At 68.0% G+C, this 26,589-nt stretch carries 35 protein-coding genes and 1 pseudogene; 10 read left to right on the top strand and 26 right to left on the bottom strand.

Features of this window, described 5'->3' with window-relative positions:
* The coding region (locus tag I4Q42_RS12610; protein WP_198576422.1) for an acyltransferase family protein at window positions 1–1,163 on the top strand (1,163 nt) is incomplete at its 5' end.
* 103 nt (window positions 1,164–1,266) lie between these two features.
* On the opposite strand, the gene I4Q42_RS12605 is transcribed toward I4Q42_RS12610, so the two are convergent.
* From I4Q42_RS12605 to I4Q42_RS26710, 3 genes are read right to left on the bottom strand one after another with little or no spacing between them, the layout of a single operon-like run.
* On the bottom strand, window positions 1,267–1,755 hold the full coding sequence (locus I4Q42_RS12605) for a hypothetical protein (protein ID WP_198576421.1): 489 nt from the start codon (window positions 1,753–1,755) through the stop codon (window positions 1,267–1,269).
* Window positions 1,755–2,279 carry a winged helix-turn-helix domain-containing protein gene (locus I4Q42_RS12600; RefSeq protein ID WP_456298605.1) on the bottom strand — a complete coding sequence of 175 codons (525 nt, stop codon included), beginning with the start codon at window positions 2,277–2,279 and terminating at the stop codon, window positions 1,755–1,757. The genes I4Q42_RS12605 and I4Q42_RS12600 overlap by 1 nt, the downstream gene beginning before the upstream one ends.
* On the bottom strand, window positions 2,213–2,458 hold the full coding sequence (locus I4Q42_RS26710) for a hypothetical protein (RefSeq protein WP_456298604.1): 246 nt from the start codon (window positions 2,456–2,458) through the stop codon (window positions 2,213–2,215). Before I4Q42_RS26710 ends, I4Q42_RS12600 begins: the two co-directional genes overlap by 67 nt.
* Before the next feature lie 289 nt (window positions 2,459–2,747).
* On the opposite strand from I4Q42_RS26710, the gene I4Q42_RS12595 reads away from it, so the two are divergent.
* Both I4Q42_RS12595 and I4Q42_RS12590 read left to right on the top strand, forming a co-directional pair.
* The gene (locus tag I4Q42_RS12595) at window positions 2,748–3,407 is read left to right on the top strand and encodes an alpha/beta hydrolase (RefSeq protein WP_198576420.1); all 660 of its coding nucleotides are present in this window, start codon (window positions 2,748–2,750) and stop codon (window positions 3,405–3,407) included.
* 33 nt (window positions 3,408–3,440) lie between these two features.
* Window positions 3,441–3,908, top strand: coding sequence for a GNAT family N-acetyltransferase (locus tag I4Q42_RS12590; RefSeq protein WP_198576419.1), 468 nt, complete (start codon window positions 3,441–3,443; stop codon window positions 3,906–3,908).
* Between the two features lie 89 nt (window positions 3,909–3,997).
* On the opposite strand, the gene I4Q42_RS26390 is transcribed toward I4Q42_RS12590, so the two are convergent.
* On the bottom strand, window positions 3,998–4,126 hold the full coding sequence (locus tag I4Q42_RS26390; protein ID WP_269816490.1) for a hypothetical protein: 129 nt from the start codon (window positions 4,124–4,126) through the stop codon (window positions 3,998–4,000).
* A 140-nt stretch (window positions 4,127–4,266) separates the two neighbouring features.
* Here I4Q42_RS26390 and I4Q42_RS26600 point away from each other — a divergent pair.
* A pseudogene (locus I4Q42_RS26600) lies at window positions 4,267–4,428 on the top strand (aldo/keto reductase); the annotation flags it as partial.
* A gap of 127 nt (window positions 4,429–4,555) precedes the next feature.
* Here I4Q42_RS26600 and I4Q42_RS26030 read toward each other — a convergent pair.
* The 12 genes from I4Q42_RS26030 to I4Q42_RS12530 form a co-directional block, all read right to left on the bottom strand.
* A complete protein-coding gene (locus tag I4Q42_RS26030; RefSeq protein WP_232793073.1) occupies window positions 4,556–4,645 on the bottom strand; it encodes a DUF2149 domain-containing protein in 90 nt (29 codons plus the stop codon).
* Window positions 4,645–4,809: a hypothetical protein gene (locus tag I4Q42_RS12580; protein WP_198576418.1), complete on the bottom strand. Its 165-nt coding sequence runs from the start codon at window positions 4,807–4,809 to the stop codon at window positions 4,645–4,647. Before I4Q42_RS12580 ends, I4Q42_RS26030 begins: the two co-directional genes overlap by 1 nt.
* 83 nt (window positions 4,810–4,892) lie before the next feature.
* Complete coding sequence (locus I4Q42_RS12575; protein WP_198576417.1) at window positions 4,893–5,678, bottom strand: TonB-dependent receptor domain-containing protein; 786 nt, start codon at window positions 5,676–5,678, stop codon at window positions 4,893–4,895.
* A 686-nt stretch (window positions 5,679–6,364) separates the two neighbouring features.
* Window positions 6,365–7,924 carry a glutamine-hydrolyzing GMP synthase gene (gene guaA, locus I4Q42_RS12570; protein ID WP_198576416.1) on the bottom strand — a complete coding sequence of 520 codons (1,560 nt, stop codon included), beginning with the start codon at window positions 7,922–7,924 and terminating at the stop codon, window positions 6,365–6,367.
* 44 nt (window positions 7,925–7,968) lie between these two features.
* Window positions 7,969–9,246, bottom strand: coding sequence for an RsmB/NOP family class I SAM-dependent RNA methyltransferase (locus I4Q42_RS12565; RefSeq protein WP_198576415.1), 1,278 nt, complete (start codon window positions 9,244–9,246; stop codon window positions 7,969–7,971).
* A 5-nt stretch (window positions 9,247–9,251) separates the two neighbouring features.
* Window positions 9,252–9,647 carry an MAPEG family protein gene (locus I4Q42_RS12560; protein WP_198576414.1) on the bottom strand — a complete coding sequence of 132 codons (396 nt, stop codon included), beginning with the start codon at window positions 9,645–9,647 and terminating at the stop codon, window positions 9,252–9,254.
* A 3-nt stretch (window positions 9,648–9,650) separates the two neighbouring features.
* Window positions 9,651–11,114, bottom strand: a complete 1,464-nt coding sequence (gene guaB, locus I4Q42_RS12555; protein WP_198576413.1) for an IMP dehydrogenase — start codon at window positions 11,112–11,114, stop codon at window positions 9,651–9,653.
* A gap of 91 nt (window positions 11,115–11,205) precedes the next feature.
* Entirely contained in the window at window positions 11,206–11,577 is a 372-nt protein-coding gene (locus tag I4Q42_RS12550; RefSeq protein ID WP_198576412.1) for a type II toxin-antitoxin system VapC family toxin, read from the bottom strand.
* Window positions 11,574–11,771, bottom strand: coding sequence for a type II toxin-antitoxin system VapB family antitoxin (locus I4Q42_RS12545; protein ID WP_198576411.1), 198 nt, complete (start codon window positions 11,769–11,771; stop codon window positions 11,574–11,576). Before I4Q42_RS12545 ends, I4Q42_RS12550 begins: the two co-directional genes overlap by 4 nt.
* 70 nt (window positions 11,772–11,841) lie before the next feature.
* Window positions 11,842–12,360, bottom strand: a complete 519-nt coding sequence (locus tag I4Q42_RS12540) for a hypothetical protein (protein ID WP_198576410.1) — start codon at window positions 12,358–12,360, stop codon at window positions 11,842–11,844.
* A 7-nt stretch (window positions 12,361–12,367) separates the two neighbouring features.
* Window positions 12,368–13,075, bottom strand: a complete 708-nt coding sequence (locus I4Q42_RS12535; RefSeq protein WP_198576409.1) for an RlmE family RNA methyltransferase — start codon at window positions 13,073–13,075, stop codon at window positions 12,368–12,370.
* Complete coding sequence (locus I4Q42_RS12530) at window positions 13,072–14,193, bottom strand: Ppx/GppA phosphatase family protein (RefSeq protein ID WP_198576408.1); 1,122 nt, start codon at window positions 14,191–14,193, stop codon at window positions 13,072–13,074. The genes I4Q42_RS12535 and I4Q42_RS12530 overlap by 4 nt, the downstream gene beginning before the upstream one ends.
* A gap of 160 nt (window positions 14,194–14,353) precedes the next feature.
* On the opposite strand from I4Q42_RS12530, the gene hspQ reads away from it, so the two are divergent.
* Window positions 14,354–14,683 (top strand): heat shock protein HspQ, encoded by a 330-nt coding sequence (hspQ, locus tag I4Q42_RS12525; protein WP_198576407.1) that lies wholly within the window; start codon window positions 14,354–14,356, stop codon window positions 14,681–14,683.
* 81 nt (window positions 14,684–14,764) lie between these two features.
* Complete coding sequence (phhA, locus tag I4Q42_RS12520; RefSeq protein WP_198576406.1) at window positions 14,765–15,631, top strand: phenylalanine 4-monooxygenase; 867 nt, start codon at window positions 14,765–14,767, stop codon at window positions 15,629–15,631.
* Here the strand turns inward: phhA and I4Q42_RS12515 are convergent.
* The gene (locus I4Q42_RS12515; RefSeq protein ID WP_198576405.1) at window positions 15,628–16,359 is read right to left on the bottom strand and encodes a TlyA family RNA methyltransferase; all 732 of its coding nucleotides are present in this window, start codon (window positions 16,357–16,359) and stop codon (window positions 15,628–15,630) included. The two genes, phhA and I4Q42_RS12515, sit on opposite strands and share 4 nt — an antisense overlap.
* A 24-nt stretch (window positions 16,360–16,383) precedes the next feature.
* Window positions 16,384–16,725, bottom strand: coding sequence for a (2Fe-2S) ferredoxin domain-containing protein (locus I4Q42_RS12510; protein WP_232793072.1), 342 nt, complete (start codon window positions 16,723–16,725; stop codon window positions 16,384–16,386).
* 102 nt (window positions 16,726–16,827) lie between these two features.
* Here I4Q42_RS12510 and I4Q42_RS12505 point away from each other — a divergent pair, with 102 nt between their 5' ends.
* Together I4Q42_RS12505 and I4Q42_RS12500 are read left to right on the top strand one after the other, a co-directional pair.
* The gene (locus I4Q42_RS12505; RefSeq protein ID WP_198576403.1) at window positions 16,828–17,157 is read left to right on the top strand and encodes a hypothetical protein; all 330 of its coding nucleotides are present in this window, start codon (window positions 16,828–16,830) and stop codon (window positions 17,155–17,157) included.
* Window positions 17,158–17,160: 3 nt separating this feature from the next.
* The gene (locus I4Q42_RS12500; protein ID WP_198576402.1) at window positions 17,161–17,580 is read left to right on the top strand and encodes a hypothetical protein; all 420 of its coding nucleotides are present in this window, start codon (window positions 17,161–17,163) and stop codon (window positions 17,578–17,580) included.
* A 3-nt stretch (window positions 17,581–17,583) separates the two neighbouring features.
* Here the strand turns inward: I4Q42_RS12500 and I4Q42_RS12495 are convergent, their stop codons facing one another.
* Genes I4Q42_RS12495 through I4Q42_RS12485 form a run of 3 tightly spaced genes read right to left on the bottom strand, consistent with a single transcriptional unit; the run spans window position 17,584 to window position 19,672 of the window.
* On the bottom strand, window positions 17,584–18,030 hold the full coding sequence (locus tag I4Q42_RS12495; protein ID WP_198576401.1) for an NUDIX domain-containing protein: 447 nt from the start codon (window positions 18,028–18,030) through the stop codon (window positions 17,584–17,586).
* 5 nt (window positions 18,031–18,035) lie between these two features.
* Entirely contained in the window at window positions 18,036–19,067 is a 1,032-nt protein-coding gene (locus tag I4Q42_RS12490) for a phospholipase C/P1 nuclease family protein (RefSeq protein ID WP_198576400.1), read from the bottom strand.
* 17 nt (window positions 19,068–19,084) lie between these two features.
* A complete protein-coding gene (locus I4Q42_RS12485; protein WP_198576399.1) occupies window positions 19,085–19,672 on the bottom strand; it encodes a glutathione S-transferase family protein in 588 nt (195 codons plus the stop codon).
* A gap of 189 nt (window positions 19,673–19,861) precedes the next feature.
* Here I4Q42_RS12485 and I4Q42_RS12480 point away from each other — a divergent pair, with 189 nt between their 5' ends.
* Window positions 19,862–20,353 carry a 3D domain-containing protein gene (locus I4Q42_RS12480; protein ID WP_198576398.1) on the top strand — a complete coding sequence of 164 codons (492 nt, stop codon included), beginning with the start codon at window positions 19,862–19,864 and terminating at the stop codon, window positions 20,351–20,353.
* Between the two features lie 875 nt (window positions 20,354–21,228).
* On the opposite strand, the gene I4Q42_RS12475 is transcribed toward I4Q42_RS12480, so the two are convergent.
* The 5 genes from I4Q42_RS12475 to cobA are packed head-to-tail and all read right to left on the bottom strand — an operon-like array spanning window position 21,229 to window position 25,376.
* Entirely contained in the window at window positions 21,229–21,972 is a 744-nt protein-coding gene (locus I4Q42_RS12475; protein ID WP_198576397.1) for a phosphoadenylyl-sulfate reductase, read from the bottom strand.
* Complete coding sequence (locus I4Q42_RS12470) at window positions 21,972–22,511, bottom strand: DUF934 domain-containing protein (protein WP_198576396.1); 540 nt, start codon at window positions 22,509–22,511, stop codon at window positions 21,972–21,974. The genes I4Q42_RS12475 and I4Q42_RS12470 overlap by 1 nt, the downstream gene beginning before the upstream one ends.
* Entirely contained in the window at window positions 22,495–24,153 is a 1,659-nt protein-coding gene (locus tag I4Q42_RS12465) for a nitrite/sulfite reductase (protein ID WP_198576395.1), read from the bottom strand. Before I4Q42_RS12465 ends, I4Q42_RS12470 begins: the two co-directional genes overlap by 17 nt.
* A 9-nt stretch (window positions 24,154–24,162) precedes the next feature.
* Window positions 24,163–24,531, bottom strand: a complete 369-nt coding sequence (locus I4Q42_RS12460; RefSeq protein ID WP_198576394.1) for a DUF2849 domain-containing protein — start codon at window positions 24,529–24,531, stop codon at window positions 24,163–24,165.
* A complete protein-coding gene (gene cobA / locus I4Q42_RS12455; protein WP_198576393.1) occupies window positions 24,528–25,376 on the bottom strand; it encodes a uroporphyrinogen-III C-methyltransferase in 849 nt (282 codons plus the stop codon). Before cobA ends, I4Q42_RS12460 begins: the two co-directional genes overlap by 4 nt.
* Window positions 25,377–25,599: 223 nt before the next feature.
* Here cobA and gcvA point away from each other — a divergent pair, with 223 nt between their 5' ends.
* Complete coding sequence (gene gcvA / locus I4Q42_RS12450; protein WP_198576392.1) at window positions 25,600–26,556, top strand: transcriptional regulator GcvA; 957 nt, start codon at window positions 25,600–25,602, stop codon at window positions 26,554–26,556.
* Window positions 26,557–26,589 lie beyond the last annotated feature (33 nt).

Raw genomic sequence — 26,589 nt, 5'->3', positions numbered from 1 at the left:
GGGCAAGCGTGGCCGCAACATCATCGGGGGCTTTGATGGCGAGTGATAGAAAGCAGTATCTTGGTATCGACCTTCTGCGGTTCGCAGCCGCAGCGCTCGTCACGGTTTATCACCTGACGTTCTGGGTCACCTACTTCCCGACGGGCATGAGCGCCAAGGTCGCCATCACGCCCATCCCGGCGACCCTGATCAGCCCGTACATGGAGTTTGGCTGGATCGGTGTGCAGATCTTCTTCGTCATCTCCGGTTTCGTTATCGCGTTCAGCGCCGCTCAGGCGTCTGCGAGCCAATTCCTAAAAAGCCGACTGCTTCGCTTAGCGCCCGCTGTCTGGATTCTGGCCCCACTCAGCGCCGTCGCCCTAGTCACTACCCACGCGCTTTCGACCAAGGCGACGGTGGCGATCTTGTTGAAATCGCTTGCCTTCTTTCCGTTTTCACCTTGGGTCGATAGCGTCTACTGGACGCTCGGCATCGAGATTTCCTTCTATGCCATGGTCTTTGTTCTGCTGATTGCCGGGTTGATGCGCTTCTTCGAGCACGTCATGTCGGCGGTTGGTTTGATCAGCTTGATCTACTGGATTGCCAGCCTATGGCTCAACGAGCCCCACAACCGGCTCTTCGAGTTGGCCCTCATCGAGCACGGCTGCTTCTTTGCGTTAGGGACCTTCCTCTGGTTGGTCAGCGCGCGAGGAGTGACGAACTGGCGGTTGGTGATGATCGGGCTGTCGATCGCGGCGGCGATGATTGAAATCCCTTATGAGGTACACGAACGCGCGCTGAAAACTGGATCGCCTGGTCACATTCTGCCGCCGATAATCGTCTGGGGATCGCTGGTCGCTTTCATGGTCGCCTCGATCCTTCTACCCGCGGTCAATAAGTCGCTCGCTCCCTGGAGCGTTGCGCTACGAAAACTGGGCCTGATGACTTACCCGCTGTATCTGGGCCACAACGTGCTCGGTGCGGCCCTTTTGGGTGGCTTGGCTCGCCTCGGATTTACGGGACTCCTACCGTTGGTGGGCGTGGCGGCCTTGTCGGCAGGCTTGGCCTATATCGTGGCGGTCATCCTCGAGCCTCGGCTCCGAACGTGGCTGTCGCGAACGTTTGATGCCGCTACGGACCTAGTCACGATCCTCGTTGCGCGCAAAGGCGCGGCTCAACACTAAGTGACCCCCGTCCCTTCGTGCAGCCGGTTCCAGCGGTGCTGCACGAAGGGACGAGGCAGACATGCGCACCCGATCCGGGGGAAACGGCTGCATACGCCCCACGCTAGCGCTTAGCGTGCGTTACACAATGCTGAGCGGCGCAGCTTGTTCCCGCCGCCACTGGCCACGTGTGGCCCTCGCGGTGGCCGGCCTCGGCTGTCGTTCGGGGGTGGCCAAGGCCGGCCGTGCTCGCCCCTTGAGCGCAGAAGCGGACATAGCCGTAGCCCTCGCGCGGCGCCTTGATCTCGGCCCCGGCCGGCCACGGCGCGCCGTAGGTGAAGCGCGGATCGGCGCTCTCGACCCGGTAGCGGATGCTGTCGTTGGCGGGGGTGAAGGACTTCAGCTTGTCGGCCAGCAGCGGCCATTTGGCGCCGTCGCTGAGGTGGGCGACCATGGCCTCGACGATCTCGAAGCCGGCTTGCAATTCCTCGGCTTGGTGGCGCTTCAGCTCCACGGTCTGGAACATGAAGATGGCCGCCCCGGCCAGGGCGGTGACCAGGCCGGTGGTGACCGCGAACATCAGGGTGAGGCGGCCGGCGATCGAGGTCGGCATCACGCGGTCTCCTCGGGGCGGTGCTCAAGCACGTAGCCCATGCCCCGGATGGCGTGCAGCAGCTTGCTGTCGAAGCCGCCGTCGATCTTGGCCCGCAGGCGTTTGATCGCCACCTCGACGACATTGGTGTTGGTGTCGAAATTGATGTCCCAGACCAGCTCGGTGATCACGGTCTTGGAGACGATCTGCGACTGGCGGCGGCCCAGCACCGCCAGCAGCGAGAATTCCTTGGCGGTGAGGTTCAGGCGTCTGCCCGCCCGGGTGGCGCGCCGGGCCAGCAGGTCCAGGTGCAGGTCGCCGACGGTGATCGAGGTCGACTCGTTGCGGCCCCGGCGGGTGATGGCCTGAAGGCGGGCCAGCAGTTCCAGGAACGAGAACGGCTTGACCAGATAGTCGTCGGCCCCGGCCCCCAGGCCCTGCAGGCGATCATCGACGCTGTCGCGCGCGGTCAGCATGATCACCGGCGTCTGATGACGCTGGCGCAAGCGCTCCAGCAGCGCGATCCCGTCCAACCGGGGCAGCATGACGTCGAGGATGACGGCGTCGTAGTCCAGGTCTGGGCCAGGTGCAGGCCGCTCTCGCCGTCGCTGGCGAAGTCCACGGCATAGCCCTGCTCGCTCAGCCCCTTGCGCAGATAGGCGACGGTCTTGGGCTCGTCTTCGACGATCAGGATCTTCTTGGCGGCGGTCGGCGCCCTCAACACGCGGTCGGCTTGGCGGGAACCTCCGCGACAGGGCGCATCCTATAGCCAGAACCTCGCACCTGAAGGTGGGGGTGAACGCAACTGGAGGGCAGACTGCGCGCGAACCGACAGGGCGAGTCTTGTAGACTATGGACGAGTGTCCTGGTCTCGCCGCTGACAGCAAAATGACAAATCAGACCCGGAAGTGTGAGCGGCCCGAGCAGGCAGGCTCCGCAACCCGGATATCCGCAGCGCGACGGAATCGAGGCTATAACCGCCTTACCGCACCGTCTCGCTGGCCAGGACAGTCATGACCCAGATCCCCCTGCTCGACGGCCCAAGCGGCGCGCCCGCCTCGGGCGGCTCGCCCAAGTCGATCGTGATCTTCCTGCACGGCTACGGCTCCAACGGGGCCGACCTGATCGACCTGGCGCCCTACTGGGCCCAGGCGCTGCCGGACACCCTGTTCCTGGCGCCCGACGCGCCCCAGCCTTGCGAGGGCGTGCCCTATGGCCGCCAATGGTGGGCCCTGACCAGCCTGACGCCGCAGGCCCGCGCGGCGGGCGTACGGGTTTCGGCGCGGGCGCTTGACGCCTATATCGACGCTCAACTGACCGCCCACGGGCTGGCCGAAGACAAGCTGGCCCTGGTCGGGTTCAGTCAGGGCACGATGATGGCGCTGCACGTCGGGCCGCGCCGGGCCAAGGCCCTGGCCGGCATCGTCGGCTTTTCGGGGATGCTCGCCGATCCCGAGGCCTTGGCGGCCGAGGTCGTGACCAAACCGCCGGTCCTGCTCGTCCACGGCGACCGCGACGACGTTCTGCCGCTCAGCGCCCTGCATCAGGCCGATGTCGGCCTCAAGGCCTTGGGCTTCGAGGTCGCGACCCACGTCTCGCCAGGCCTGGGCCACAGCATCGACGAGGGCGGCCTGCGACTGGGCGCACGCTTCCTGATCGAACGCCTGAGATAAGGTCGATCGGGCCACCTTGGGAGACGTTCGCGCATGTCGAGCCGATATGGCTTGTCCATCCGAGCCGCCAACGGCGGCGACGTCGATGGTTTGGCGGCTCTTCTCAAGGCCGCGGACCAGACCATGGCGCGCGACAGGCTGGCGGCCCGCTTGAACGCCATGCAGGATCAGCCCGGCGCCGTGCTCATCGCCGACGAATGGGGACCGCCGACGGGCCTGATCGCGGTGCACTGGCACGCGGTGCTGACCTCGGACCTGGAAGCGGGATGGATTTCGGCGCTGCTCGTCGATCCGGAGCGACGTCGCAACGGCGTCGCTCGCCTGCTCCTGAAGGCCGCGTCCCAGGCCGCCCGCTCAGCGGGATGCGGGGATCTGCGGCTCATCGACCAAGCTGGATCAAGCGACCTGCGCGCGTTCTGCCTGGCCACCGGGTTTGAGGACAGCGGCCAGATGCTTACCAGACCCGTCCGCAAGCGCGGTGAGCTGAGCCCGAGCGCCTAATTGTATTGGCTTCAAAAGCGGTGCTAGCGCGTTCACAGACAGCGGATTCCAGACTGAAGGATTCTTCGGACTTGGATCCGTTTCACAATTCAGGACGCCAGATGCGTGAGCCGCTGGGCGTGTTGGCGGACCTGAAGCGCGAGGGCCTGGTGCGCCATGTCGGCGTTCAGCAACGTCACCGCCGCCCAGGTCGCCGAGGCGCGGGGCGTCACCGACATCGTCTGCGTCCAGAACCTGTACAACCTAGTTCACCGCCAGGACGACGCCTTGGTGGACGACCTGGCCGAGGCCGGGATCGCCTATACGCCGTTCTCCCCCCGGTGGCTTCTCGCCGCTGCAGTCGTCGGCCTTGTTGACCGTGGCCGAACGGCTGGAGGCGACGCCGATGCAGGTGGCGCTGGCCTGGCTGCTGCGCCGCTCGCCCAACCTCCCGTTGATCCCCGGCACCTCGTCGGTCGCCCACCTGCGCGAGAACCTGGCGGCGGCCGAGCTGACGCTGTCGGAAGAGACAATGGCGGAGCTTGGCGCGGTAGCGGCGCTTCGCAACGCCAGATTCGAGACCTGGAGCCCGCGCCCTATTCGGGCACATAGACCATCTTGCCGTCGGGCAGGCGGTAGGTGACGCCGGCCTTGGCCCCCTTGCCTTATCAGATCGCGCCGCTGAACTGGTAGTGGGTCAGTTCCTTTCCGTCCTTGACCACCATGCTCATGTTGGCCGCGCCTGGATTGCGGACCACTACGACCTTCTCGGATTGCGGACGATCAGGATCATCAGGACGGCGGCGGTTTCGCCCTCGCCGGATTGCGCGCCCTTGGCCTTCAGGTCGCGCCAGCGCTGGGCCATCTCGCGCAGGGTCTTGTCGTCGGGACGCCAGTAGCTCTTGCGCACGGCCTCGGCCATGCGCTCGATCATCTGCCTGGGCGGTGGGATTGTCGGCCTCGAACCAGGCGTTCACGCCAAGCTTGCGCCTGTCCATGACGGATTTAACGGCCGCGAATGCCGCAGAAGGCGGTGCATTGGGTCTCGACGAGGTTCTTCAGGTCGTGCCTGATCTCGGGCTTCAGGTTTGGATTGCCAAAGACCGTGGAGCGACCGCCGGCGGCGGCGACGTCGTAATCCGGCGACAGCTGGGTCAGGCTCGGAGCCTTGAAGCCGCGCCCAACGCCACCCTTCAGGGTCAGGCGCTCGGTGGCGTGGAAGACGGTGTAGTGCCTGGGGCTGGTCTGCCAGTCATTGACCTCTGGATTGCACAGGTTCTGGCGACGCAGGTCGCCGCCGACACTGAAGCGATGCGCCCCAGCGACGGGGATGCTGACCACGCCATCGACGACTTGCTCGACGATCCGCACCGGCGCGCTGGGTGTTTGCTTCGCCGAGCGGATGTTGACCCGCTCGATCTCGCTGCGATAGGCGCGCAGGCTGGTGTAGCCCCACGACCAGTCGCCCTTGTACGACAGCGCCAGTTGCTCGCGCTCGATGTCGTCGGAGAAGCGATAGTAGAGGATCGGCGCGGCGGTCGTGATCGTGTCGCGGTAGCGGAAATCCTTCCCGGCCGAATAGGCCAGGTCGATGCGTTGGGCGGCGTCCGGCGTCCAGCTCAGAGTCGCCGAGCCGTTCAGCGCTCGGCGACCTTCGAGTTTGGCCAGACGGGGATCGCTGGCCGTATAGGTCGGATCGCGGCCGGTCGCATCGGCATAGACGCTCAGGCCGAGCTTTTCAGCGACCAGGGGCCCGCCGGCATAGCCACCGAACTGGTAGGCCTTGCCCACGCCGACTTCCGGGAACGAGCCGTTGATCGTGGCCGAGCCGCGCCGGCGCGTCGTTCAGGCTCTGCTCGCCCGCCGTCGCCGTGACCACGACCTGGCAGACCGCCGTGGCCTCCTCGGCCAGCGCGCCGGTCGCGCCCAGCGCCAGGCCGGAAGCCGCTCCGAGCAACCACAACGCGGCGCGAACCGAAGAACGAAGATTGGAAGTCACGATGAACGCCCCAAGGCCGGATAACGAGGCGGCGTCGTAACGTTATATCACCACACTTAATCAAGCCCGTTATCGCGACGTCGTACGGCGTTCTCGCGCCGGCGCCGCAGGACGCTACGGAATGCGAAGCTTGTGAAGGGCGCTAAGGGTCGAGATCTTCAACAGCGGCTGCCGTTGGCGCGGCCAGGAGCCTATGGAGCTCGGCGGCGCGTTGACAACAGAACCACTAGCCGGCGAGGTCGCGCCAGGTGTGGTTGTCCCAACCCCACATCGATCTTAGGGCTCCGGCCGCTGCCACCGCCTTCAAACCCGCCGATTGCCCACCTTTTACGCCACAGTACGACGCCGCCGGGAAGCCGCCTTACACGGAGTGCAAGCGAGCTTCCCTACGGATCACGAGGATGGCAATCGCCAGGGTTGACCGAAGTGAGCCCTGGACGACGGATGCAGATCCGGCGAGCGCGGTATTATATTACACCTACTCCCACTCGATCGTGCCGGGGGGCTTGCTGGTCACGTCGTAGACGACCCGGTTCACCCCTCTGACTTCGTTGATGATCCTCGTGGCGGTCTTGCCGAGGATTTCCCAGGGGAATTCGAAGAAGTCGGCGGTCATGCCGTCGGTCGAGGTGACCGCGCGCAGGGCCAGGACGTTTTCGTACGTGCGGGCGTCGCCCATGACGCCGACCGTCTTGACGGGCAGCAGCACGGCGAAGGCCTGCCAGATCTTGTCGTAAAGGCCGGCGTTGCGGATCTCTTCGAGGTAGATGGCGTCGGCGTCCTGCAGGACCTTGACCTTCTCGGGCGTGATCTCGCCCGGGATGCGGATGGCCAGGCCCGGGCCCGGGAACGGGTGGCGGCCGACGAAGGCCGGAGCCAGGCCCAGTTCGACGCCCAGGGCGCGGACCTCGTCCTTGAAAAGCTCGCGCAGCGGCTCGACCAGCTTCAGCTTCATGTAGTCCGGCAGGCCGCCCACGTTGTGGTGGCTCTTGATCACCGCCGACGGACCGCCGCGAGCCGAGACGCTCTCGACGACGTCGGGATAGAGGGTGCCCTGGGCCAGGAACGCCGCGCCGTCGATCTTGGCGGCTTCCTTGTCGAAGACGTCGATGAACAGGCGACCGATGGTCTTGCGCTTGGTCTCCGGGTCGGAAACCCCGGCCAGCTCGCCCAGGAAAAGGTCGCCGGCGTCCACGTGGACCAGCGGGATGTTGTAGTGGTCCCGGAACAGGGTGACGACCTGGTCGGCCTCGTTCTTGCGCAGCAGGCCGGTGTCGACAAACACGCAGGTCAGCTGGTCGCCGATGGCTTCGTGGATCAGCACGGCGGCCACCGAGCTGTCGACGCCGCCCGACAGGCCGCAGATCACCTTGCCGGTCCCGACCTGGTCACGGATCTTCTGGACCATCTCCTGGCGGAAGGCCGCCATGGTCCAGTCGCCCTTCAGGCCGGCCAGGGCCAGGAAGTTCTTGTAGATCTGCGGGCCGTTGACCGTGTGGTAGACCTCGGGGTGGAACTGCAGCGCGTAGATCTTCTTGTCGTCATTGGCGATGGCCGCGAACGGCGCACCGTTCGAGGTGCCAACCACCTCGAACCCCTCGGGGATAGCGGTGACGCGATCGCCGTGGCTCATCCAGACGGTTTCCAGCTCGCCGACGCCGGCCAGGCCCTGGAAGAGAGGGCTCTGCTTGCCGATAGTCAGCTCGGCGCGGCCGAACTCGCCGGCGTGGCCGCCCTCGACCTTGCCGCCCAGCACGTCGCACAGCAGTTGCTGGCCGTAGCAGATGGCCAGCAGCGGCAGGCCCAGGTCGAACAGCTTGCGGCCGATGCGGGGGCTGTCGGCCTCCAGCACGCTGGCCGGGCCGCCCGACAGGATGATCGCCGAAGGCTGGTACTCGTCGACCAGGGCCTCGGCCTTGTCGAACGGATGGATCTCGCAATAGACGCCGGCCTCGCGCACCCGGCGCGCGATCAGCTGGGTCACCTGGCTGCCGAAGTCGACGATCAGGACGCGCTGGTGGTGGGTTTCGGTGGTCATCGGTCGGGTCTCCAGCGGGTCGGTCTTGTCGGCGAAGATGGCGATCAGGGTGCGTAGGTCGAGCGCACGAGCACGGCGGCGAAGAAGCCGTCCGTACCGGCGCGGTGCGGGGTCAGGCGCAGATAGCCTTCGGACGTGACGTGGGGCACGCCGTCCAAGGCGATCGGCTTGACGGTGAATTCGGGGTGGCGCTCGAGGAAGGCCGCGACGCGGTCCTCGTTCTCCTCGGCCAGCAGCGAGCAGGTGACGTAGACCATGCGGCCGCCGGCCTTCACGAAGGTCGAGGCGTCCTCCATGACGCTGTCCTGCTCGATCTGGCGCTTGGCCAGCTGGTCGGGCGACAGACGCCACTTGGCGTCGGGATGGCGGCGCCAGGTGCCGGCGCCCGTGCAGGGGGCGTCGACGAAGACGACGTCGATCTTGCCTTCCAGGCCCTTCAGCGGCTGGGCCTCGATCGGCGAGCGGATCTGCAGGTTGCGCACCCCTGCCCTCTGGCCGCGCCGGATGGTGTCGGCCAGGCGGCGGGCGTCGCTGTCGTGGGCGAAGATCTGGCCGCTGTTGCCCATGGCGGCCGCGAGCGCGAGCGTCTTGCCTCCCCCCCCGGCGCAGAAGTCGAGCACCTGCTTGCCCTTGACCTCGCCGGCCACGGCGGCGGCGATCTGCGAGCCAAGGTCCTGGACCTCGAACCAACCCTTGGAGAAGGCCGGCACGGCCTCGACCGACGGCGTGCGGTCGGCGGCGGCGGGCGCGGGAATGCGGAAGGCGTTGGGCAGGATGCCGGCCGGGGCGGCGTTGATCGGGGCCAGGGCCTTGGCGCCGCGCTCGGCGTCGGTCTTCAGGGTGTTGACGCGCAGATCGACCGGCGCGCGTTCGGACAGGGCCGCCATCTCGGCGACCTGGTCGACGCCCAGGGCGCGGGCCAGATGCGGCTCCAGCCAGTCGGGATAGTCGCCGGCCACCGGCGCGGGCGCGCCGTCCAGCGAGACGGGATCCTTCAGGCGGGCCTGTTCGGTCTCGGTCAGCGCGCCGAAGCCGTGCTCTTCCGAGGCCGCCTCGGCGATGCGCTCGACCGGCCACTTCCAGACAAAGGCCAGGACGCCGAGCACGACGCCGCGGGCGGCGGGATCGGCCATCAGCCAGCCCAGCGAGCGCTTGCGGCGCAGGGCGTCGAGCACCAGGCCCGAGACGAAGGCCCGGTCCTTGGAGCCGGCGTAGCGCGCGGCCTCGCCCCAGCGCTTGAGCGCCATCTTCACCGGAAAATGCCGCGCCTCGATCTCGGTCAGGACCTCGATCGCCGCGGAAACCCGTCCTCCGTCACGCATGTGAGCTATATCACCAAGGCCAGGAGAACGAGGCCCAGGCCCGCCATCGAGGCGACCCAGACCAGGCTGCGAACGACCGGCACGCCGAACGCATAGAGAAAGATGTAGACCGCCCGGGCGCCGACATAGAGCGCGGTCCCGAAGGCGGTCAGCGCGCCGAGCCGGCCGCCCAGATAGGCGACCAGCACGGCGGCGACGAAGAACGCGAAGGTCTCGCGGAAATTGGCCGAGGCCCGTTCGAGACGGCCCGCCATGCCGGTCAGCACGACGGGGGTCTCGCGGGAGCCCACATTCCACTTCAAGCCGCGCTGGGGCTGGGCCGCCGCGCTGGCCCACAGAAGGTGGACCAGCCCGATGACGACCGCCGCCGCCAGCATCTTCAGCTCGAAGGCCATCTGCATGGCCTAGACCGCGCTCGGATAGTTCGGGGCTTCGCGCGTGATCATCACGTCGTGGACGTGGCTTTCCCGCAGGCCGGCGCCGGTGATCCGCACGAAGCGCGCGCGCTCCTGCAGGTCCGGGATGGTGGCCGCGCCGACATAGCCCATCGCCGCGCGCAAACCGCCGACCAACTGGTGCAGCACCGGCGAGATCGGACCCTTGAACGGGGTCTGGCCCTCGATGCCTTCCGGCACCAGCTTGAAGCTGTCGGTCACTTCCTTCTGGAAGTAGCGGTCGGCCGAACCGCGGGCCATGGCGCCCACAGAACCCATGCCGCGATAGCTCTTGTAAGAGCGGCCCTGGTAGAGGAACACCTCGCCGGGCGCCTCTTCGGTGCCGGCGAACATCGAGCCCATCATGGCGGTCGAGGCCCCGGCCGCGATGGCCTTGGCCAGGTCGCCCGAGTACTTGATGCCGCCGTCGGCGATCACCGGCACGCCGCTCTCGCGACCAGCGCGGACGGCTTCCATGATCGCGGTCAGTTGCGGCACGCCCACGCCCGCGACAATGCGGGTGGTGCAGATCGAACCCGGACCGATGCCCACCTTCACCGCGTCAGCGCCAGCGTCGATCAGGGCGCGGGCGGCGTCGTAGGTAGCGATGTTGCCGGCCACGATCTGGACGCGGTTGGCTTCACGCTTGAGGCGCGAGACCGCGGCTGCGACCTGGCTGGAGTGGCCGTGGGCGGTGTCGATGACGACGACGTCGACGCCGGCGTCCACTAGGCCCATCGAACGCTCGAAGCCGGCGTCGCCGACGGTCGAGGCCGCGCCGACCAGCAGGCGGCCCTTGTCGTCCTTGGCGGCCAGGGGGTGAGCCTGGGCCTTCTCGATGTCCTTCACCGTGATCAGGCCGACAGCGCGATAGGCGTCGTCGACGACGATCAGGCGTTCGATCTTGTGCTTGCGGAGCAGCTCGCGCGCCTCGCGGCTGTCGACGCCCTCGTTCACCGTGATCAGGTTCTCGCGCGTCATCAGCGCCGAGGCCGGAACGTTGGCGTCGCCCTCGAAGCGCATGTCGCGGTTCGTGAGAATGCCCACCAGCTTGCCCGTGTCGCGCTCGACCACCGGGAAGCCCGAGATCTTGCGGCGGGCCGTGATCTCGCGGACCTCGGCCAGGGTGGTGTCGGGGTTGATGGTCAGCGGATTGATGACCATGCCGCTTTCGTACCGCTTCACCTCGCGGACGTGGTCGGCCTGCTCCTCGTTGGAGAGGTTGCGGTGCAGGATGCCCAGGCCGCCGGCTTGCGCCATGGCGATGGCGAGGCGGCTTTCGGTGACCGTGTCCATGGCGGCGGACACGAGCGGGATGTTCAGACTGATTTCACGCGTGAACTTGGTCTCGGTCGTCACCTGCGTCGGCATGACGTCGGACGGACCAGGTTCGAGCAAAACGTCGTCGAAGGTGAGCCCTTCGCGAATCTCCATCGGATTCTCCATTTTGCGGCGCTCGTATAGTCGCGAGCCGGCCGTTTGTCGAGGCGTGGAGCGCGCCAAGGAGCCGGAAATCGGCGCGCCTTCAGAGGGCCGGTTCGAATTCCAGACCCAGATCCCGTGCGGCGCTGCTCAGGCGTTGGTCCTGCGTCCAGAGGCGCGCGCCCACGGTCAGGCGCGCCGCCGCCAGAAGATGCGCATCGACATGGCCGATCCCCCGACCATAGAGCCGATACCTTTCCACGAAATCGAGCACCTCGGCGTCGGTCGCGGACGTGGCCATTGGCATCTGGCGAAGAGCATCCAAGAAGGCCGTCCGGCTCTTCAGATTGCCCAGCGCCAGCTCCCCGGCGACCAAGGGGTGCACGAGCACCCCGCCTTCTTGCAGCAACCCTACGAGCACGGGGTCCGCGGCGCGCAGATGCGCGACCCAGACCGAGCTGTCGACCAAGATCACGCCGGCTGGGCTCTGCGTCGAGGAGCGAGCTCCAGATGTGGCTCGCTACCGCCCAGGAGCGCCAAGCGACGCGCGCTCTCGCGCTCGACCAGAGCTTTCAACGCTTCGCAAACCAAGGCGGTCTTCTCATGGATGCCGGTCAGCGCAATCGCCCGATCCAGCAGATCATCATCGATAGCCAGTGTCGCACGCATGTTGCGAGCTCCTCTCGACATCAGATTTAGCATCAAGTGATGCCGATATCCATGCAACACTGTCGCTCAGTCAGGGCGCGTCGAACGGTTCGCAAACTTGCGGCCGCGGGATGAAGTCGAGCTTCCTGAACTCCTTACCGGTCCAAAGGTAGCGATAGACCCCCTCCCGCGACATGTCCTCACGCGGCGCGCCCGCCAGGACCAGGAGACGGCTGTCGCGTTGGAAGTTCACGCCGTGGAGCAGGCCGCCCACGTGAATCGTATCCATGTAGTCGGCGCCGGCCAGTTTCGTGACCCGGCCCGTCCTGGCGTCCACCGCCGCCCAGGCCACGCAGGAAGTCCCGCAGCCCCATTGGACGATCGTCATGTGACCCGCGAAGTTCGGCCCCTTGGCCGCGCCTTCGCGTAGCGCTGTCCGAAACAGCCGCTTGTCGGGCGTATCAAGCATGGGCTTGGCCGGCGCGCCGCTCCAGGCCCTGGCTGGATGACCGTCGAACCTCAGACTGTCGCGGGCGGAGCTTTCGGTGATGATGCAGTCGGAAGCCGGCGCGGCCGCCGCGATCATCAGGGAGACCAATGCGGCGACCATCAGCGACCTACCGCCCCTTGAAGCCCGTCGCCACGAGGAAGACCTCGGAGCTGTCCTGGCGGCTGGCCTTGGGCTTGAAGTGCTGGACCTTCTCGAAATGCTTCTTCAGGCGGGCGATGACCTCGGAGGTCTCGCCGCCCTGGAAGGCCTTGGCGACGAAGGCGCCGCCGGGGCGCAGGGTCTCGATGGCGAACTCGGCGCCGATCTCGATCAGGCCGACGATGCGCAGGTGGTCGGTCTCGCGATGGCCGACGGTGTTGGGGGCCATGTCCGACATCACGAGGTCGGGCGCGCCGCCCAGCAGTTCGAGCAGCTTGGGCGGACAGGCCGGATTGGTGAAGTCCATCTCGACGATGTGGGCCGGCTCGACCGGGTCGACGTGCAGCAGGTCGACACCGACGAGCTGGGTCACGCCGCGCTCGACCGCCATCTGCAGCCAGCCGCCTGGGGCGCAGCCCAGGTCGATGACCCGCGCGCCCTTCTTGAAGAAGCGGAACTTGTCGTCGATCTCGCTGATCTTGAAGGCCGCGCGGCTGCGATAGCCCAGCGCCCGGGCCTTGGCCGAGAACGGGTCGTTGATCTGGCGCTCGAGCCAGGCCTGCTGGCTGGGCGTGCGGCCGTCGGCGGTCTTCAGGCGCGCGGGCTTGGCGCGGCCATCCGCGTTGCCGCCCGTGGGCGGCTTGACCATCCGGCGCTTGGGAATCTCTTCGTTCATGCGTTCACCGTTTGAGCCGAACCGGCGCCGCCGCGCCGCCGACGGCGGGGGCGCTTCTGCCGATCCGACATCAGAGACATCAGGAGCCCCTCTCTAAGCCCTCGATCGGCGACACGCACGCGCGAACATGGCCAAAGTTCTTGAACGGCTTGAAGAATGGCCGCGCCCGCCAGCACCAGATCGGCGCGGTCGGCGCCGATGCAGGGCTCGAGCGCCCGCTCCTTGGCGGTCAGGGTCAGCAGCCGGCCGGCCGCCGCCTCGCAATCGGTGCGGTCCATCCACAGGCCGTCGACCACGTTGCGGTCATAGCGCGGCAGGCCCAGGTGCAGACCCGCCAGGCTGGTGATGGCGCCGGAGGTGCCGACCATGTGGGCGCGGCCGGCGTCGAAGGTCTTGCGCATCGGCGCGGCGTGCGGAAACGCGGCGATCTTGGATTTGACCTCCTCGACCATGGCCCGGAACCAGCCGTCATCGGCCCGCTCGCCCTCGGGAAAGCGCTCGGCCAGAGTGACGACGCCGATCGGAATCGACAGCCAGGCGCGGATCGGCAGCTTCCAGGCCTCGAACTGGCGCGGCTTGGCGTCGAGACCGCCCGCCTTGAGGTCGACCCAGGACAGTTCGGTCGAACCGCCGCCCACATCGACGACCAGGGCCGCGTCGGCCTGGCGGTCGAACAGGCTCATGCAGCCGGCGACCGACAGCTGGGCCTCCTCGCGCGGGGTGATGATCTGCAGCCGAAGGCCGGTCTCCTCGGCCACACGGCGGACGAACTCGACGCCGTTGCTGGCGCCGCGGCAGGCCTGGGTGGCCACGGCCTTGACCCGGATGGCCTTGCGGCGACGGATCTTCTCGGCGCAAACCTTGAGGGCGGCCATCGACCGCTCCATCGCCGCGTCGGACAGCTCGCCGGTCTGCGACAGGCCCTCGCCCAGCCGGACGATCCGCGAGTAGGCCTCGACGACACGGAAGCCGCGCGGCGAAGGCGTCGCCACCAGCAGGCGGCAGTTGTTTGTTCCCAGGTCGAGCGCCGCATAGCACGGCTGCTCGCCCGGCGGCCGGCGCGACCCTTGGCCGCTCTGGCCCTGGGATCCGCCGGGCGCTCTCGGCGCCTCCGACATGGTCATTCCACCTTGTCTCGCAGGCGATTCGTCACGAACCGCCTCATTTCACCGACGACCATAGCAACCGGGTTCGCCTGTCGGAAGCATTGCGTTGCGCACGTCTGAACGGTGGTTACGTTCAGGATTCAGTCAGGAGACTCGGCGTATCGTTAACGTCATGAATTCGAGACTCGCCAAATTCGCGATCGGCCAGATCGTCAAGCACCGCATCTTCCCGTTCCGGGGCGTGGTGTTCGACGTCGACCCCGTGTTCGCCAATACGGAAGAGTGGTGGGAGTCCATTCCGGAGGACATCCGGCCGTCCAAGGACCAGCCGTTCTACCACCTGCTGGCCGAGAACGACGACAACACCTATGTCGCTTACGTCTCCGAGCAGAACCTGCTGGCCGACGAGACCGGCGAGCCCGTGCACCATCCGCAGGCCGCGCTGATCTTCGAATCCTTCGATCACGGCGCCTACAAGCTTCGCCCTCGGATCTCGCACTGAGGGCAAGGCCTGACCGCCGATCCGGCGGTTGCGCGCAAAAATCGCACGGAACTTGCCGCCAGGCGGGCGTAACGTCGTTTCATGAGCGCAGACGGTTTCAGCGGCGGCCCGCCCCCAGGGGCGCGGCCCGATTGGACGATCGACCAGGGCTGGGACGCCTATAGCCAGGCCGAGCACGACGTTTGGATCACCCTGTACGAACGCCAGACCCAGGTGCTGCAAGGCCGCGCCTGCGACGAGTTCCTGCGCGGGCTCGATGCGCTGGACCTGCATCGCACCGGCATCCCCGACTTCAGTCGGATCAACGAGGAGCTCCAGCGCCTGACCGGCTGGAGCGTGGTGGCCGTGCCGGGCCTGGTGCCTGACGACGTGTTCTTCGACCACCTGGCCAATCGCCGCTTCCCGGCCGGCCAGTTCATCCGCAAGCCGCACGAACTGGACTATCTGCAGGAGCCGGACGTCTTTCACGACGTCTTCGGCCACGTGCCGATGCTGACCGACCCGGTCTTCGCCGACTACATGCAGGCCTATGGCCAGGGCGGACAGCGGGCGCTGGGCCTGGGGCGGCTGGCCAATCTGGCGCGGCTCTACTGGTACACCGTCGAGTTCGGCCTGATGGCGACGCCCGCGGGCCTGCGGATCTACGGCGCGGGCATCGTCTCGTCGCGGACGGAGTCGATCTTCGCCCTCGAAGACCCCTCCCCCAACCGGATCGGTTTCGAGCTGGAGCGGGTGATGCGCACGCCCTATCGCATCGACGACTTCCAGCAGGTGTATTTCGTCATTCCGTCGATCCAGACCCTGCAGGAGGTGACCCTGCAGGACTTCGGCGCGCTCTATGAGCGGCTGGCGGGCGTAGAAGACATCGGCATCGCCGACATCGTGGCCGCCGACGACGTGCTGACACACGGTACGCAGGCCTATGCGACCGGTCGGCGGGCCTCCTAGCCTTTCGTCGCCCAGAGCAGCTTTTCAACTTGGCCCTCGCCGCCGGTGATAGGACTGTCGGCGCTGTCGCGGACGGTCCAGCCGGAGGCTTCGAGGAACGCAGCGACCCGTTCGACGCAGGCGGCGATGATCGCCGAGTCCTTGACCAGGCCGCCCTTGCCGACGTTCTCGCGGCCGGCCTCGAACTGCGGCTTGACCAGGGCGACGAGATCCGCGCCCGGATGCGCCAGGGCCAGCGCCGCCGGCAGGGCCTTTTCCAGCGAGATGAAGCTGACGTCGGTGACGACGAGGCCGACGCCGTCCGGCGCGTGCCCGGCGGTCAGGGCGCGGGCGTCGAGCGGCGACAGGTCGGCGACGCGGGGATCGGCCTTCAGGCTCGGATGCAGCTGGTCGCGGCCGACATCGACGGCCAGCACCCGAGCCGCGCCCTTCGACAGCAGGACCTCTGTGAAGCCGCCCGTGGAGGCGCCGACGTCGATGGCGATCCGACCTTCGACGGCGACCGGCCAGAGCTCCAGGGCGCGGACCAGTTTCAACGCGCCGCGGCCGACCCAGGGATGGGCGGCTTCGGCGACGATCTCGGCGGCCTCGTCGATCGCCTCGGAGGCCTTGGCGACGGCCTTGCCGCCAGCCAGGACGCGGCCGGCCTCGATGGCGGCGCGGGCCTTGGCGCGGCTGTCGAACAGGCCCTTTTCGACGAGCAGGATGTCGGCGCGTTTACGGCTCATGACGGCGTCTTACCCGACTCGGCGTCAGGCCGCTTCGGCGTCGTTGGCGGCAAGGCCCAGGCGCGCCGTGACCGCCTCCATCGTAGCGCCACGCGGGACGACGACCCATTCGCGGGGCTTGGAGGCGTTGACCGCGACGACGGCGTCCTTGGGGCAGAGGTCGAAGCAGCCGACCTCGATCACCGCCAGCGGCGCCTTGCGGTCCTTGGCCTTGCCGGCGCCGGAGGCCTTGCGCAGGGCCTTGGCGAAGCTCTGCTCGCCATCCTTGCCGAACCCGCCGTCCAGCTTGCGCGAGCACTTGCGGCAGACAAGGACCACCTCGTTCCAGTCGGCGCGCACGCGCTTGATCGGCCTATCCTTGCTCACCTTGAGCCTCGTTGCTTTCGGACGCCCAGCCCGAGGCTTGGACATGGGAAGTCTGGCCGCGAAGTGCTAGAGAGCCCGCCGTTCAACGCTTCGGAGGCCGTCATGGTCCGCAATCTGAAGGGCAAGCTCGCGCCGCCCGCCGCCGACCCGACCGCCGCCGAGGACCTGGCCTGGTTCGCCGCCAAGGCCGACCGCGCCTTCCGTCTGCGCGACCCGGCCCCGCTGGAGTTCGGGCCGCTGGGCGATCCGGGCGACGGCTTCAGCTGGCGCGTGCTGGTGGCCCGCCTGCCCGACGCTGGCCGCCTGCGCCTGCCGATCTCGCTGGCCTGGGACCTGCACAACGACCACGCCAAGGATCAGCACCTGTCGATGCTGTTCGACCAGGTCGCCCCGGCCGAGGCCAAGGCGCTGCTGAAGACCAAGTCGAACTAGCCGATGCGGGCGCTTCTGCTCGCCTTGGGCGTCGCGATGCTGGCGCCGAGCCATGCGTCGGCCGCCGACGTCTATCTGACGGACAGCGGCAAAGGCCGCATTCGGGTCATCGACGTAGAGGCCATCGTCGGCGACGGCGACCGCGCCCGCCTGGGCGAGGTGCGCGGCTTCAGCGCGGCGGGAACGACGACGGAGAAGGTCCGCTTCGATTGCCGCGCCGGCTTCTACGAAATCGTCTGGCGCCTCGCCGGTCCGGCGAGCGAACAGACGACCACGTCGGGCTTTCCGGCGCGACGGCCCAAGGCCGGTTCGCCCCAGGCCCTGGAAATGAAGATCGCCTGCCAGGGCCTTCGCCCCGCGGACCGCCGGCTGGGCGACACGTCCGTTCAGGACCTGATCGCCCGCGCGGCTTTGACCAACTGAGTCTCAGCCCTTCCGCATCCACGCCGCGACGGCCCAGGAATGGGCGTCGTGGCGCAGGGCGACGACGGCGTCGCGGGGGTCGAGCCAGACCAGCCTGTGGTCGTCCTCGACCTTCAGTTCGGGGCGTTCGCCGGCCAGGGCCACGGCGTAGATCCCGCCGTAGTTGCGAACCGGCTGGCCGTCGGACTTCAGGAACGGCTGGGAGACGTCGACCACGCGGGCGCCGACCTCGACCACGAGGCCGGTCTCTTCCCCGAACTCGCGGACCAGGGCCTGGCCTTCGGTCTCGTCACCGTCGACGGCGCCGCCCGGCAGGTCGAAATAGGGCGCCTTGCCGGGCTTCGTCACTTCCACGAGCGCGATCCGCCCCTGGCCGTCCTCGGCGATGCCGAAGGCGGCGTGACGGTCCTGGTAGGCCAGGGCCGCGTCGGGGGCGTCGAAGGCGATCAAGAGTGTCAGTCCTTGCCGAACAGGTCGTTCCACGGATCGGCCTTGCCCGACTCGACGTCGGCGACGCTGATCTCGGGGCGATAGCCGATCTTGCCGCTGGCGCTGGCCTTCCAGGCCATGGTCACCATGTCGCGCAGCTCGGCCGCGCCGGCGGCCAGGCGGGCGTCGACGAAGGCCTTGGCGCGCGGGTCGCTCTCGACCATGCCGCCGGCCTTTTCCAGCTGGTACAGCGGCTCGGTCTGCTTCCAGGTGGTGGTCAGGTAGCCGACCATGCGGGTCTCGATGCTGCAGGCGCAGTCGACCGGGGCCGGCATCAGGGCGCGAACCTCGTCGTCCTTGGCCACGGCCTTGACCAGCGGGCCTTCGAAGGCGCCGTGGGTGCCCTTGCTCTGGGTGTAGTTGTTGGGGTTCGGGTAATCGCCCCAGCCGTTGTAGTGCACGCTCATGTGCAGGGGCTGGCTGCCGTCGCCGATATAGTGGGCCCAGACGCCCAGGTCGCGCAGCAGCAGCTCCTCGCGGCGCTTCAGGTCGGCGGCGTACCAGGCCTTCTTCTGGGCGTCGGTGGTGTTCTTCTCGGCCGCGACCAGCACGCGCCAGTAGGTGAAGTCCTTCACCAGCTGCTGATAGCCGTCGATGATCGCGTACGGCAGGTAGCCGGCCTTCCAGCTGTCCTGGCCGGCGGCGCGCAGGGCGGCCTCGTAGTCGGCGCGGGTGGGCGGCAGGGTCTCGACGGTGAACTTCGGGCCGCCGAACATCTTGCCCTCGTCGTCGAGGTCGAGGAAGTGGGCCGCGTCGCGGTCGGTGTCGTGCACCTTGCCCGAGCCTTTCCAGCGGTCGGGCTCGCGGGCATATTCACCGATGGCGGCCACGCCGTAGGGGCTGCGCACGAAGGCCGGCACGTCCTCGGCCAGGCTGGAGGCGGCCAGGACGCCGACCATGCGGTGGCCCGAAGCCCCCCAGGCCAGGGCCGACTGGGCCGGCGCGGCCAGGGCGGCGGCGAGGACGAGAATTTTCACAGTTGAAGACGGCGACGTCATGCGCGCTCCGAGGCGTTTCAGGCGAGACCGAGGGCCGTCTCGATCCGGCCGACCCAGGCCTTGACGGCCGGATAGCGCGACAGATCGAAACCGCCCTCGTGGGCGACCCGGGTGTAGGCCACCAGCGCGATGTCCGCCAGGGTCAGGCGATCGCCGACCAGGAAGCCGGTGTCGGAAAGCCCGGTTTCCAGGCGGGCCAAGGCAGCGTGGCCGCGCTCGACGAGCTTACCGTCCAGGGAGGCGACCGGCTTGCCCATGTAGGCGACCTGGAATCTGGCCACCGCGACATAGGGTTCGTGGCTGTACTGCTCCCAGAACAGCCACTCGTACATCCTGGCCTTGAGGTAGGGATCGGCCGGGATCAGCACCGAGCCCTCGGCCAGGTGCAGCATGATGGCGTTGGACTGGGCCAGGAAGCGGCCGTCGTCGAGCACCACGGCGGGCACCTGTCCGGCCGGGTTCATGGCCAGGAAGGCGTCGGTCCGCGACTCGCCCTTGAGGATGTCGACCTCGATCCACTCGTAGGGAAGATGGAGGCGCTCGGCGGTCCATTTGACCTTCAGGCAGTTGCCCGACTTGCCGTCGCCGAAGATCCGCAGCGTCATTACGTCGCCCTCCCCCACTTTTCAAACGGCGCGCTAAACGATTGAATTTTCAACCGAGTTCCGAGCTTGACCAGAAGCTTTCGTCCGATTCCGACCCAATTTGGCGGTTTTAAGCGGGTTGTCACGGAGGCGTGATCGTCTTAGGAAGACCGCCGACCCGACAGATACGCCGATAAGAGGACAACCTCGATGCGACGCACGCTCGCCGGAATTATGGCCTTCATGGCCATGTTCGCCGCCCTTCCCGCCGCCGCGGGCCCCGACTCCGAGCGCAAGGACCCGCTGGGCGAACTGATCGCCGGCGCCCTGACCGGATCCCTCCCGGGCTCGGTGGAATACAAGATGAAAGCCACGCTCTACCACGCCGGCGCCAAGGGCATCCGCGCGCTGGACAGCCTGGGCTGCAAGGTCGTGGCCATGCGCACCCTGGCCGTGGACACCAAGGTGATCCCGCGCCGCACCGTGGTGTTCATCAAGGAAACCGTCGGCCTGCCGATGCCCAATGGCGAGAGCCACGACGGCTACTGGTACGCCTCCGACATCGGCGGGGCGATCAAGGGCAACAAGATCGACATGTTCAGCGGCCAGGGCGCGGGCTCCATGAAGCCGCTGTCGGGCCTGAACCTGACCCACCTGTCGGTGACCAAGGTCGGCGAGTTCAAGGGCTGCCCGCCGGAATAGGGTTTTCGGCATCTGCTGGATTTTCAGAGAGCCTCCCGGTTGGGAGGCTTTTTGTTTTTCTGGACCGTGGAAGACCCCCTCCGGCCCTCCGGGCCACCTCCCCCAGAGGGGGAGGATCTAGAAGCGCCGAGCCAAGAAGATGCTCCCCCTCTGGGGGAGCTGTCGCGGAGCGACTGAGGGGGTTTCGGGCACAGCTTCTCAGCCTCTCGTGGAAACCACGGAAGGTGATGGAGAGGGCGCGGGGCGTCCGGGCGACGCCCGGAGTTGTGTGTTTTAAGTACCGTTTCGACGAAGCTCTGACGCCCCGCGCGATCGTTGGACCTCAGGCCGGGACGCGCGGGCCTCTTCCGCCCTGTGCCCCTTCCCCATGCAATGCGCCCCGTTTCTTGGCGGCCAGGCGTGCATGCGGCGCGGACCCTCGGACGGGCGGGAGCCCAATCAGGCAAGCTCCCGATGGATGGGTTTACGTCCCCCATCCTCATTTAAGCCGCTCGGCCCTGCTCACGCAGCTCCGGCGGCCCCGCTCGATCGCATCGCCGTCGCACGCTTCGGGCCGGATCCTTGCGCCCTCTCCCTGCGACGGGACGAGGTCTAGTATGCAGCGGGTTTGGGCGCGTCTGATAAGTTCGGGTGAGAAAGTTGTAGGGCGTTGAATTCGCTGATGTTCGTTCAGCCCGCGACGGGGATCGACGCTCGCCAATCCCCGTCCGACACGGGTTTTCCTTCTCCCAGAGGGAGAAGGTGGCGCGAAGCGCCGGATGAGGGGTTAGGGACCGGAGACGGCGTGCCGGCACGCCGGTTGGCGGTGTAACCCCTCACCCTCCCACGCTGCGCGCGGGCCCCTCCCTCTCCCTCAGGGAGAGGGTCAGGAAAACTCAGATATCGCCGCCCACGTTGGGGGCTTGCCCAGGCGCCCTTGCGACGTGGATGCCGCATTCGGTCTTGTCCTGGCCCTGCCAGCGGCCGGCGCGGACGTCGGCGTTGGGGTCGTCGACGGGTTTGGTGCAGGGCCAGCAGCCGATCGACGGGAAGCCCTGGGCGACCAGGGGGTGGGTCGGGAGCTGGTGCTCGGCGACATAGGCGTCGAGCTCGGCCTTGCTCCAGTTGGCCAACGGATTGAACTTCAGCTTGCCGTCGGCGTCCTCGACCACGGCCAGGCGCAGGCGGTCGCCGCCGTGGAAGCGCTTGCGGCCGGTGCACCAGGCCGAGAAGCCCTCGATGGCGCGGTCCAGCGGCAGCACCTTGCGGATGTGGCAGCAGGCGTCGGTGTCGGTGCGCCAGAGATCGGACTTGGGATCGGTCACGGCCAGGTCGGCGAAGGCCGGACGCAGGTCGCGCACGTCGGTCAGGCCCAGTTGGGCGGCCAGGCTCTTGCGGTAGTCCAGGGTCTGGCCAAACAGCATGCCGGTGTCGAGGAACAGCACCGGGATGTCCTTGGAGACCTGCGAGGCCAGGTGCAGCAGCACCGCGGACTCCGCGCCGAACGAGCTGACCAGGGCCAGCTTGTCGCCGAAGGTCTCGTAGGCCTTGCGCAGGATCGTCAGCGGATGGGCGTCGCGCAGTTCGGCGTCCAGCCGCGCCGCCAGGGTCGGCGCGGCGTCGGTCTGGTCGTAGGCCATCAGAGCGCGCTCTCCTCGACCTGGGCGGCGCGTTCGTCGGCCGCGATCGGGCGGACGTCGGCGGCGCGCTGATAAACGTGGCGGAAGCGGTTGGCCGCCTTGGTCCAGGCTTCGGGCGAAGACCCGTCATTGGGCTCGAAGGCGTCGAAACCGACGCGGACCATGAAGCCGGCCTGTTCCTGCAGCACGTCGCCCACGGCGCGGATCTCGCCCTCGTAGTGGAAGCGCTCGCGCAGCAGGCGGGCTGAGGTATAGGCGCGGCCATCGCGGTACTTCGGGAAGGCCAGGGCCACCAGCGACAGGCGCGGCAGGTCGTAGGCCAGGGCCTCGACCTCCCCGGCCGGCTCGATGCGCACCCCGACGCGGCGGCTGTTGGACGACAGCAGGGTGTCGCCCTCGGCCTGGAAGCGGGTCAGCGACAGGATCACGTCACCGGCTTCGGGAATGGCGTCCTCGTCGGTGACGTGGACGAAGGCGTCCTCGGCCCACTGGGCCTGGTGTTCGTCCTTCGCGCCAACCAGCTTAATCAGCTTGGGCATAGACGGCCTCCTTGAAGGGCTCGAGGCCGACGCGGCGGTAGGTGTCGAGGAAGCGTTCCTCGCCCTGGCGCGCGGCCAGATAGGTGTCGACCAGGGTGTCGATGGCGGGGGCGACCCGGTCGGCCGGCAGGGCCGGGCCGAGGATCTTGCCGATCGTGGCGTCTTCCGCGCCCGAGCCGCCGAGCGAGAGCTGGTAGAATTCCTCGCCCTTCTTGTCGACGCCGAGGATGCCGATGTGGGCCACGTGGTGGTGGCCGCAGGCGTTGATGCAGCCGCTGATCTTGATCTTCAGCTCGCCGATCGTCTCGGCGCGGTCGGGATCGGCGAAGGTCTTGGCGATGTCCTGGGCGATCGGGATGGCGCGCGCATTGGCCAGGGCGCAGTAGTCGAGGCCCGGGCAGGCGATGATGTCGCTGACCAGGTCGATGTTTGCTGTGGCCAGGCCGTTGGCCTCGAGGATGGCGTGCACGGCCGGCAGATCGTCGAGCTTGATGTGCGGCAGGACGAGGTTCTGGGCGTGAGTGACGCGCAGGTCGTCCAGGCCATAGCGCTCGGCCAGATCGGCCACGACGTCCAGCTGGTCGGCGGTGGCGTCGCCCGGCGTCTGGCCAATGGCCTTCAGCGAGACCTCGACGATGGCGTAGCCCGGCTTCTTGTGCGGCTTGACGTTGTTGCGCGCGAAGCGGGCCAGCGACGGGCTGGCGGCCTTGGCGGCCTCGAAGGCTTCCGAGCGGGCCGGCAGGGTCTCGAACGGGGTCTGGGCGAAGGCGCCGCGGATGCGGGCCAGCTCCACGTCGCCGAGGTCGGCGCGGCCTTGATCGATCTTGGCCCACTCTTCCTCGACCTGGCGGCCGAACTCCTCGGCGCCGAGGGCGGCGACCAGGATCTTGATGCGGGCCTTGTAGATGTTGTCGCGGCGGCCGTGGCGGTTGTAGACGCGCAGCACGGCTTCCAGGTAGCTGAGCAGGCTGCCGGCCGGCAGGTGCTGCTTGATGGTCGGGCCGACATAGGGCGTGCGCCCCTGGCCGCCGCCGACGATCACCTCGAAGCCCAGCGAGCCGTCGCGGGCCCGGCGCAGGATCAGGCCGATGTCGTGCACCTTGACGGCCGCGCGGTCGGTCAGGGCGCCGGTGATGGCGATCTTGAACTTGCGCGGCAGGAACGAGAATTCCGGGTGCAGGGTCGACCACTGGCGGATGACCTCCGACCACACGCGCGGATCGTCGACCTCTTCGGCCGTGGCGCCGGCATAGGGGTCGGCCGTGGTGTTGCGGATGCAGTTGCCGCTGGTCTGGATGGCGTGCAGGTCGACCTCGGCCAGGGCGTCGAGAATGTCCGGCGCGTCCTTCAGCTTGATCCAGTTGAACTGGACGTTCTGGCGCGTCGTCATGTGCCCGTAGCCCTTGTCGTATGTGCGGGCGACCCAGGCCAGGCGGCGGGCCTGGCGGGCGTTGAGCGAGCCGTACGGAATGGCGACGCGCAGCATGTAGGCGTGGAGCTGCAGGTAGAGGCCGTTCATCAGGCGCAGCGGCTTGAACTGGTCCTCGGTGAGATCGCCGGCCAGGCGGCGGACCACCTGGTGGCGGAACTCGTTGGAGCGGTCCGTCAGGAATTCGCGGTCGATGACGTCGTACTGATACATGGGGTCGGCCTACTTGCGGCGGATCAGGTCGACGCGGCCCGTCGAGCGGGCGGCGCCGGAAGCGTGACGGATGGCCTCGACGACGGCGCCGCCCTCGGCCTGCTTGCCGTGGAGAAGCTCGTTGGTCGGGCCGAGCGCGCGGATGCGCTCGCGGTAGCTGACCGGGGCCAGGCCCAGGCCTTCAACGGCGACGAGGTCGATCGGATAGGGATCGACAATCACGGTCGGGGCGGCCTTGCCGGCGGCGACGGCGGCCTCGACCTCTTCGCCCTGCTCGGCGTCGAACAGCTGGGCGTCGCCGAAGCCGTCCACCCAGGCGCCCTGCTTCCAGAAGACGACCTCGCCGTCGATCAGGCGATTGGCGGTGACGGCTTTCATTGGCCCGAACTCACGTTTTGAACTTCGAAGACGGCGAGCGTTGCGGTCTCGCCGGGAGATTTGATGTCGGCCATGGCCATGGATTCGCCGACCATCAAAAGGGCCGGGCCCTTCAGGCCCTCGGCGGCGGTCGCCAGACCGGCCAGGGTGGTCAGGATGCGGCGCTCGTCGGCGCGGCTGGCGTTCTCGACGACCAGGGCGGGGGTCGAACCGGCGCGGCCGGCGGCGGTCAGGCGCTGCGCGATCAGGCCGGCGGTTGAGACGCCCATATAAACGACGACGGTCTGGTTCGGACGCGCGAGCGCTTGCCAGTCGAGATCCGGGTCGCCGTGCGCGGCGTGGCCGGTGACGAAGGTGACGGCCTGGGCGCTGCCGCGATGGGTCAGGGGCGCGCCGGCCCCGGCGCTGGCGGCCAGGGCGGCGGTAACGCCGGGCACCACGGCGCAGTCGATCCCGGCCTCGCGGCAGGCGGCCAGCTCCTCGCCGCCGCGGCCGAACAGGAAGGGGTCGCCGCCCTTCAACCGCACGACGTCCAGGCCTTCGCGGGCCAGGGCCACGAGAAGCTGGTTGATGTCGTCCTGCGGCAGGGTGTGGCGCGACTTGCGCTTGGCCACGTCGATGCGGCGGGCCTGGAGCGCGAGATCGAGGATCTCGGCCGAGACCAGGCCGTCGTGCACCAGCACGTCGGCGGCCTGCAGGGCCTTCAGCGCCTTAATCGTCAGCAGGTCCGGATCGCCGGGACCGGCGCCGACGAGCGTCACCTGTCCCAGAGCCGGCCGCACGCCCTCGCCGCCGCGCAGGGCGACCAGGCGGGTGTTAGCCTTGCTATCCGAGGGTGACGCCATGCGCGATCCCAGGTCCTATAAAAGCGTCCACGGACGCACGAAAGCGGCGCGAGTCGTTTGACCCTCGCCGTATAAACCCAATGAAATACGGGGCGAACCTTAAGGCCCGCCCCGTGCTCGCTCGCCGATGAAAAGGGCCAATCCATCAGCGAACGCTTGCAAACTCGCCGCGAGCAGGCCAATTCGCAAACAAGGACTTCTGCCGGGGCGTTCAGTAAAACTCATGGAACGACAGACCGAACGGCGGCGCCTGCCTCCCCTCAACGCCCTGCGGGCTTTCGAGGCGGCGGCGCGCCACCTGAACTTCAGCCGCGCCGCCGACGAGCTGTCGGTGACGCCCGGCGCCGTGAGCCAGCAGATCCAGAACCTCGAGGACTATGTCGGGGCGGCCCTGTTCAAGCGCACGCCCAAGGGGCTGCTGCTGACCGACGCGGCCCAGACCGCCCTGCCCGCGCTGCGCGAGGCCTTCGACCGCCTGGCCGAGGCCGCGTCCCTGCTGACCGCCGCCGTCGACGGCCGCCGCCTGACCCTGACCGCCGCCCCGTCCTTCGCCGCCAAGTGGCTGGTGCCGCGCCTGGGCAAGTTCGAGCAGGCCCAGCCGCAGGTCGACGTCTGGCTGTCGGCCGGCATGGAGGTCGTCGACTTCGCCGCCGGCGAGGTCGATCTGGCCATCCGCTACGGCTCGGGCCGCTATCCTGGCCTGGAAGTCATCCGCCTGCTCAACGAGACCGTGGTGCCGGTGGCGAGCCCGGAATTGCTGGCCGAGAACCCGCTGGAAAATCCGGAGGATCTGGCCCGCCACATCCTGCTGCACGACGGCTCGCCCGACGCCGACGATTCGTGCCCGGACTGGGCCATGTGGCTGGCGGCGCGCGGCATTCGCGGCGTCGACGGCGCCCGCGGCCCGCGCTTCAACCAGTCGAGCCTGGTGATCGAGGCCGCCGCCAACGGCCGCGGCATCGCCCTGGCCAAGCGCACCCTGGCCCAGGTCGACCTGGACGCCGGGCGACTGGTGATCCCGTTCGACATCGCCACCTCGGTGGACTTCGCCTATTACGTCGTCCACCCCAAGGCCAAGGGCCGCCTGCCGCAGGTCAAGGCCTTCGTCGGCTGGCTGAAGGACGAGGCCGCCTCGCACGAAGCCGCCCTGCTGACCATCGACAACGGCGCAGGGATCTAAGCTGGAAGGCGGCGCTCAAACCGGCTTAAAGGG

Origin of the sequence: Caulobacter hibisci, from assembly GCF_016135805.1 — a bacterium.
In the GTDB taxonomy this organism is placed as follows: domain Bacteria; phylum Pseudomonadota; class Alphaproteobacteria; order Caulobacterales; family Caulobacteraceae; genus Caulobacter; species Caulobacter hibisci.
Note: the sequence above shows the minus strand (reverse complement) of the source record. Positions and strands in the feature narration are given on the sequence as shown.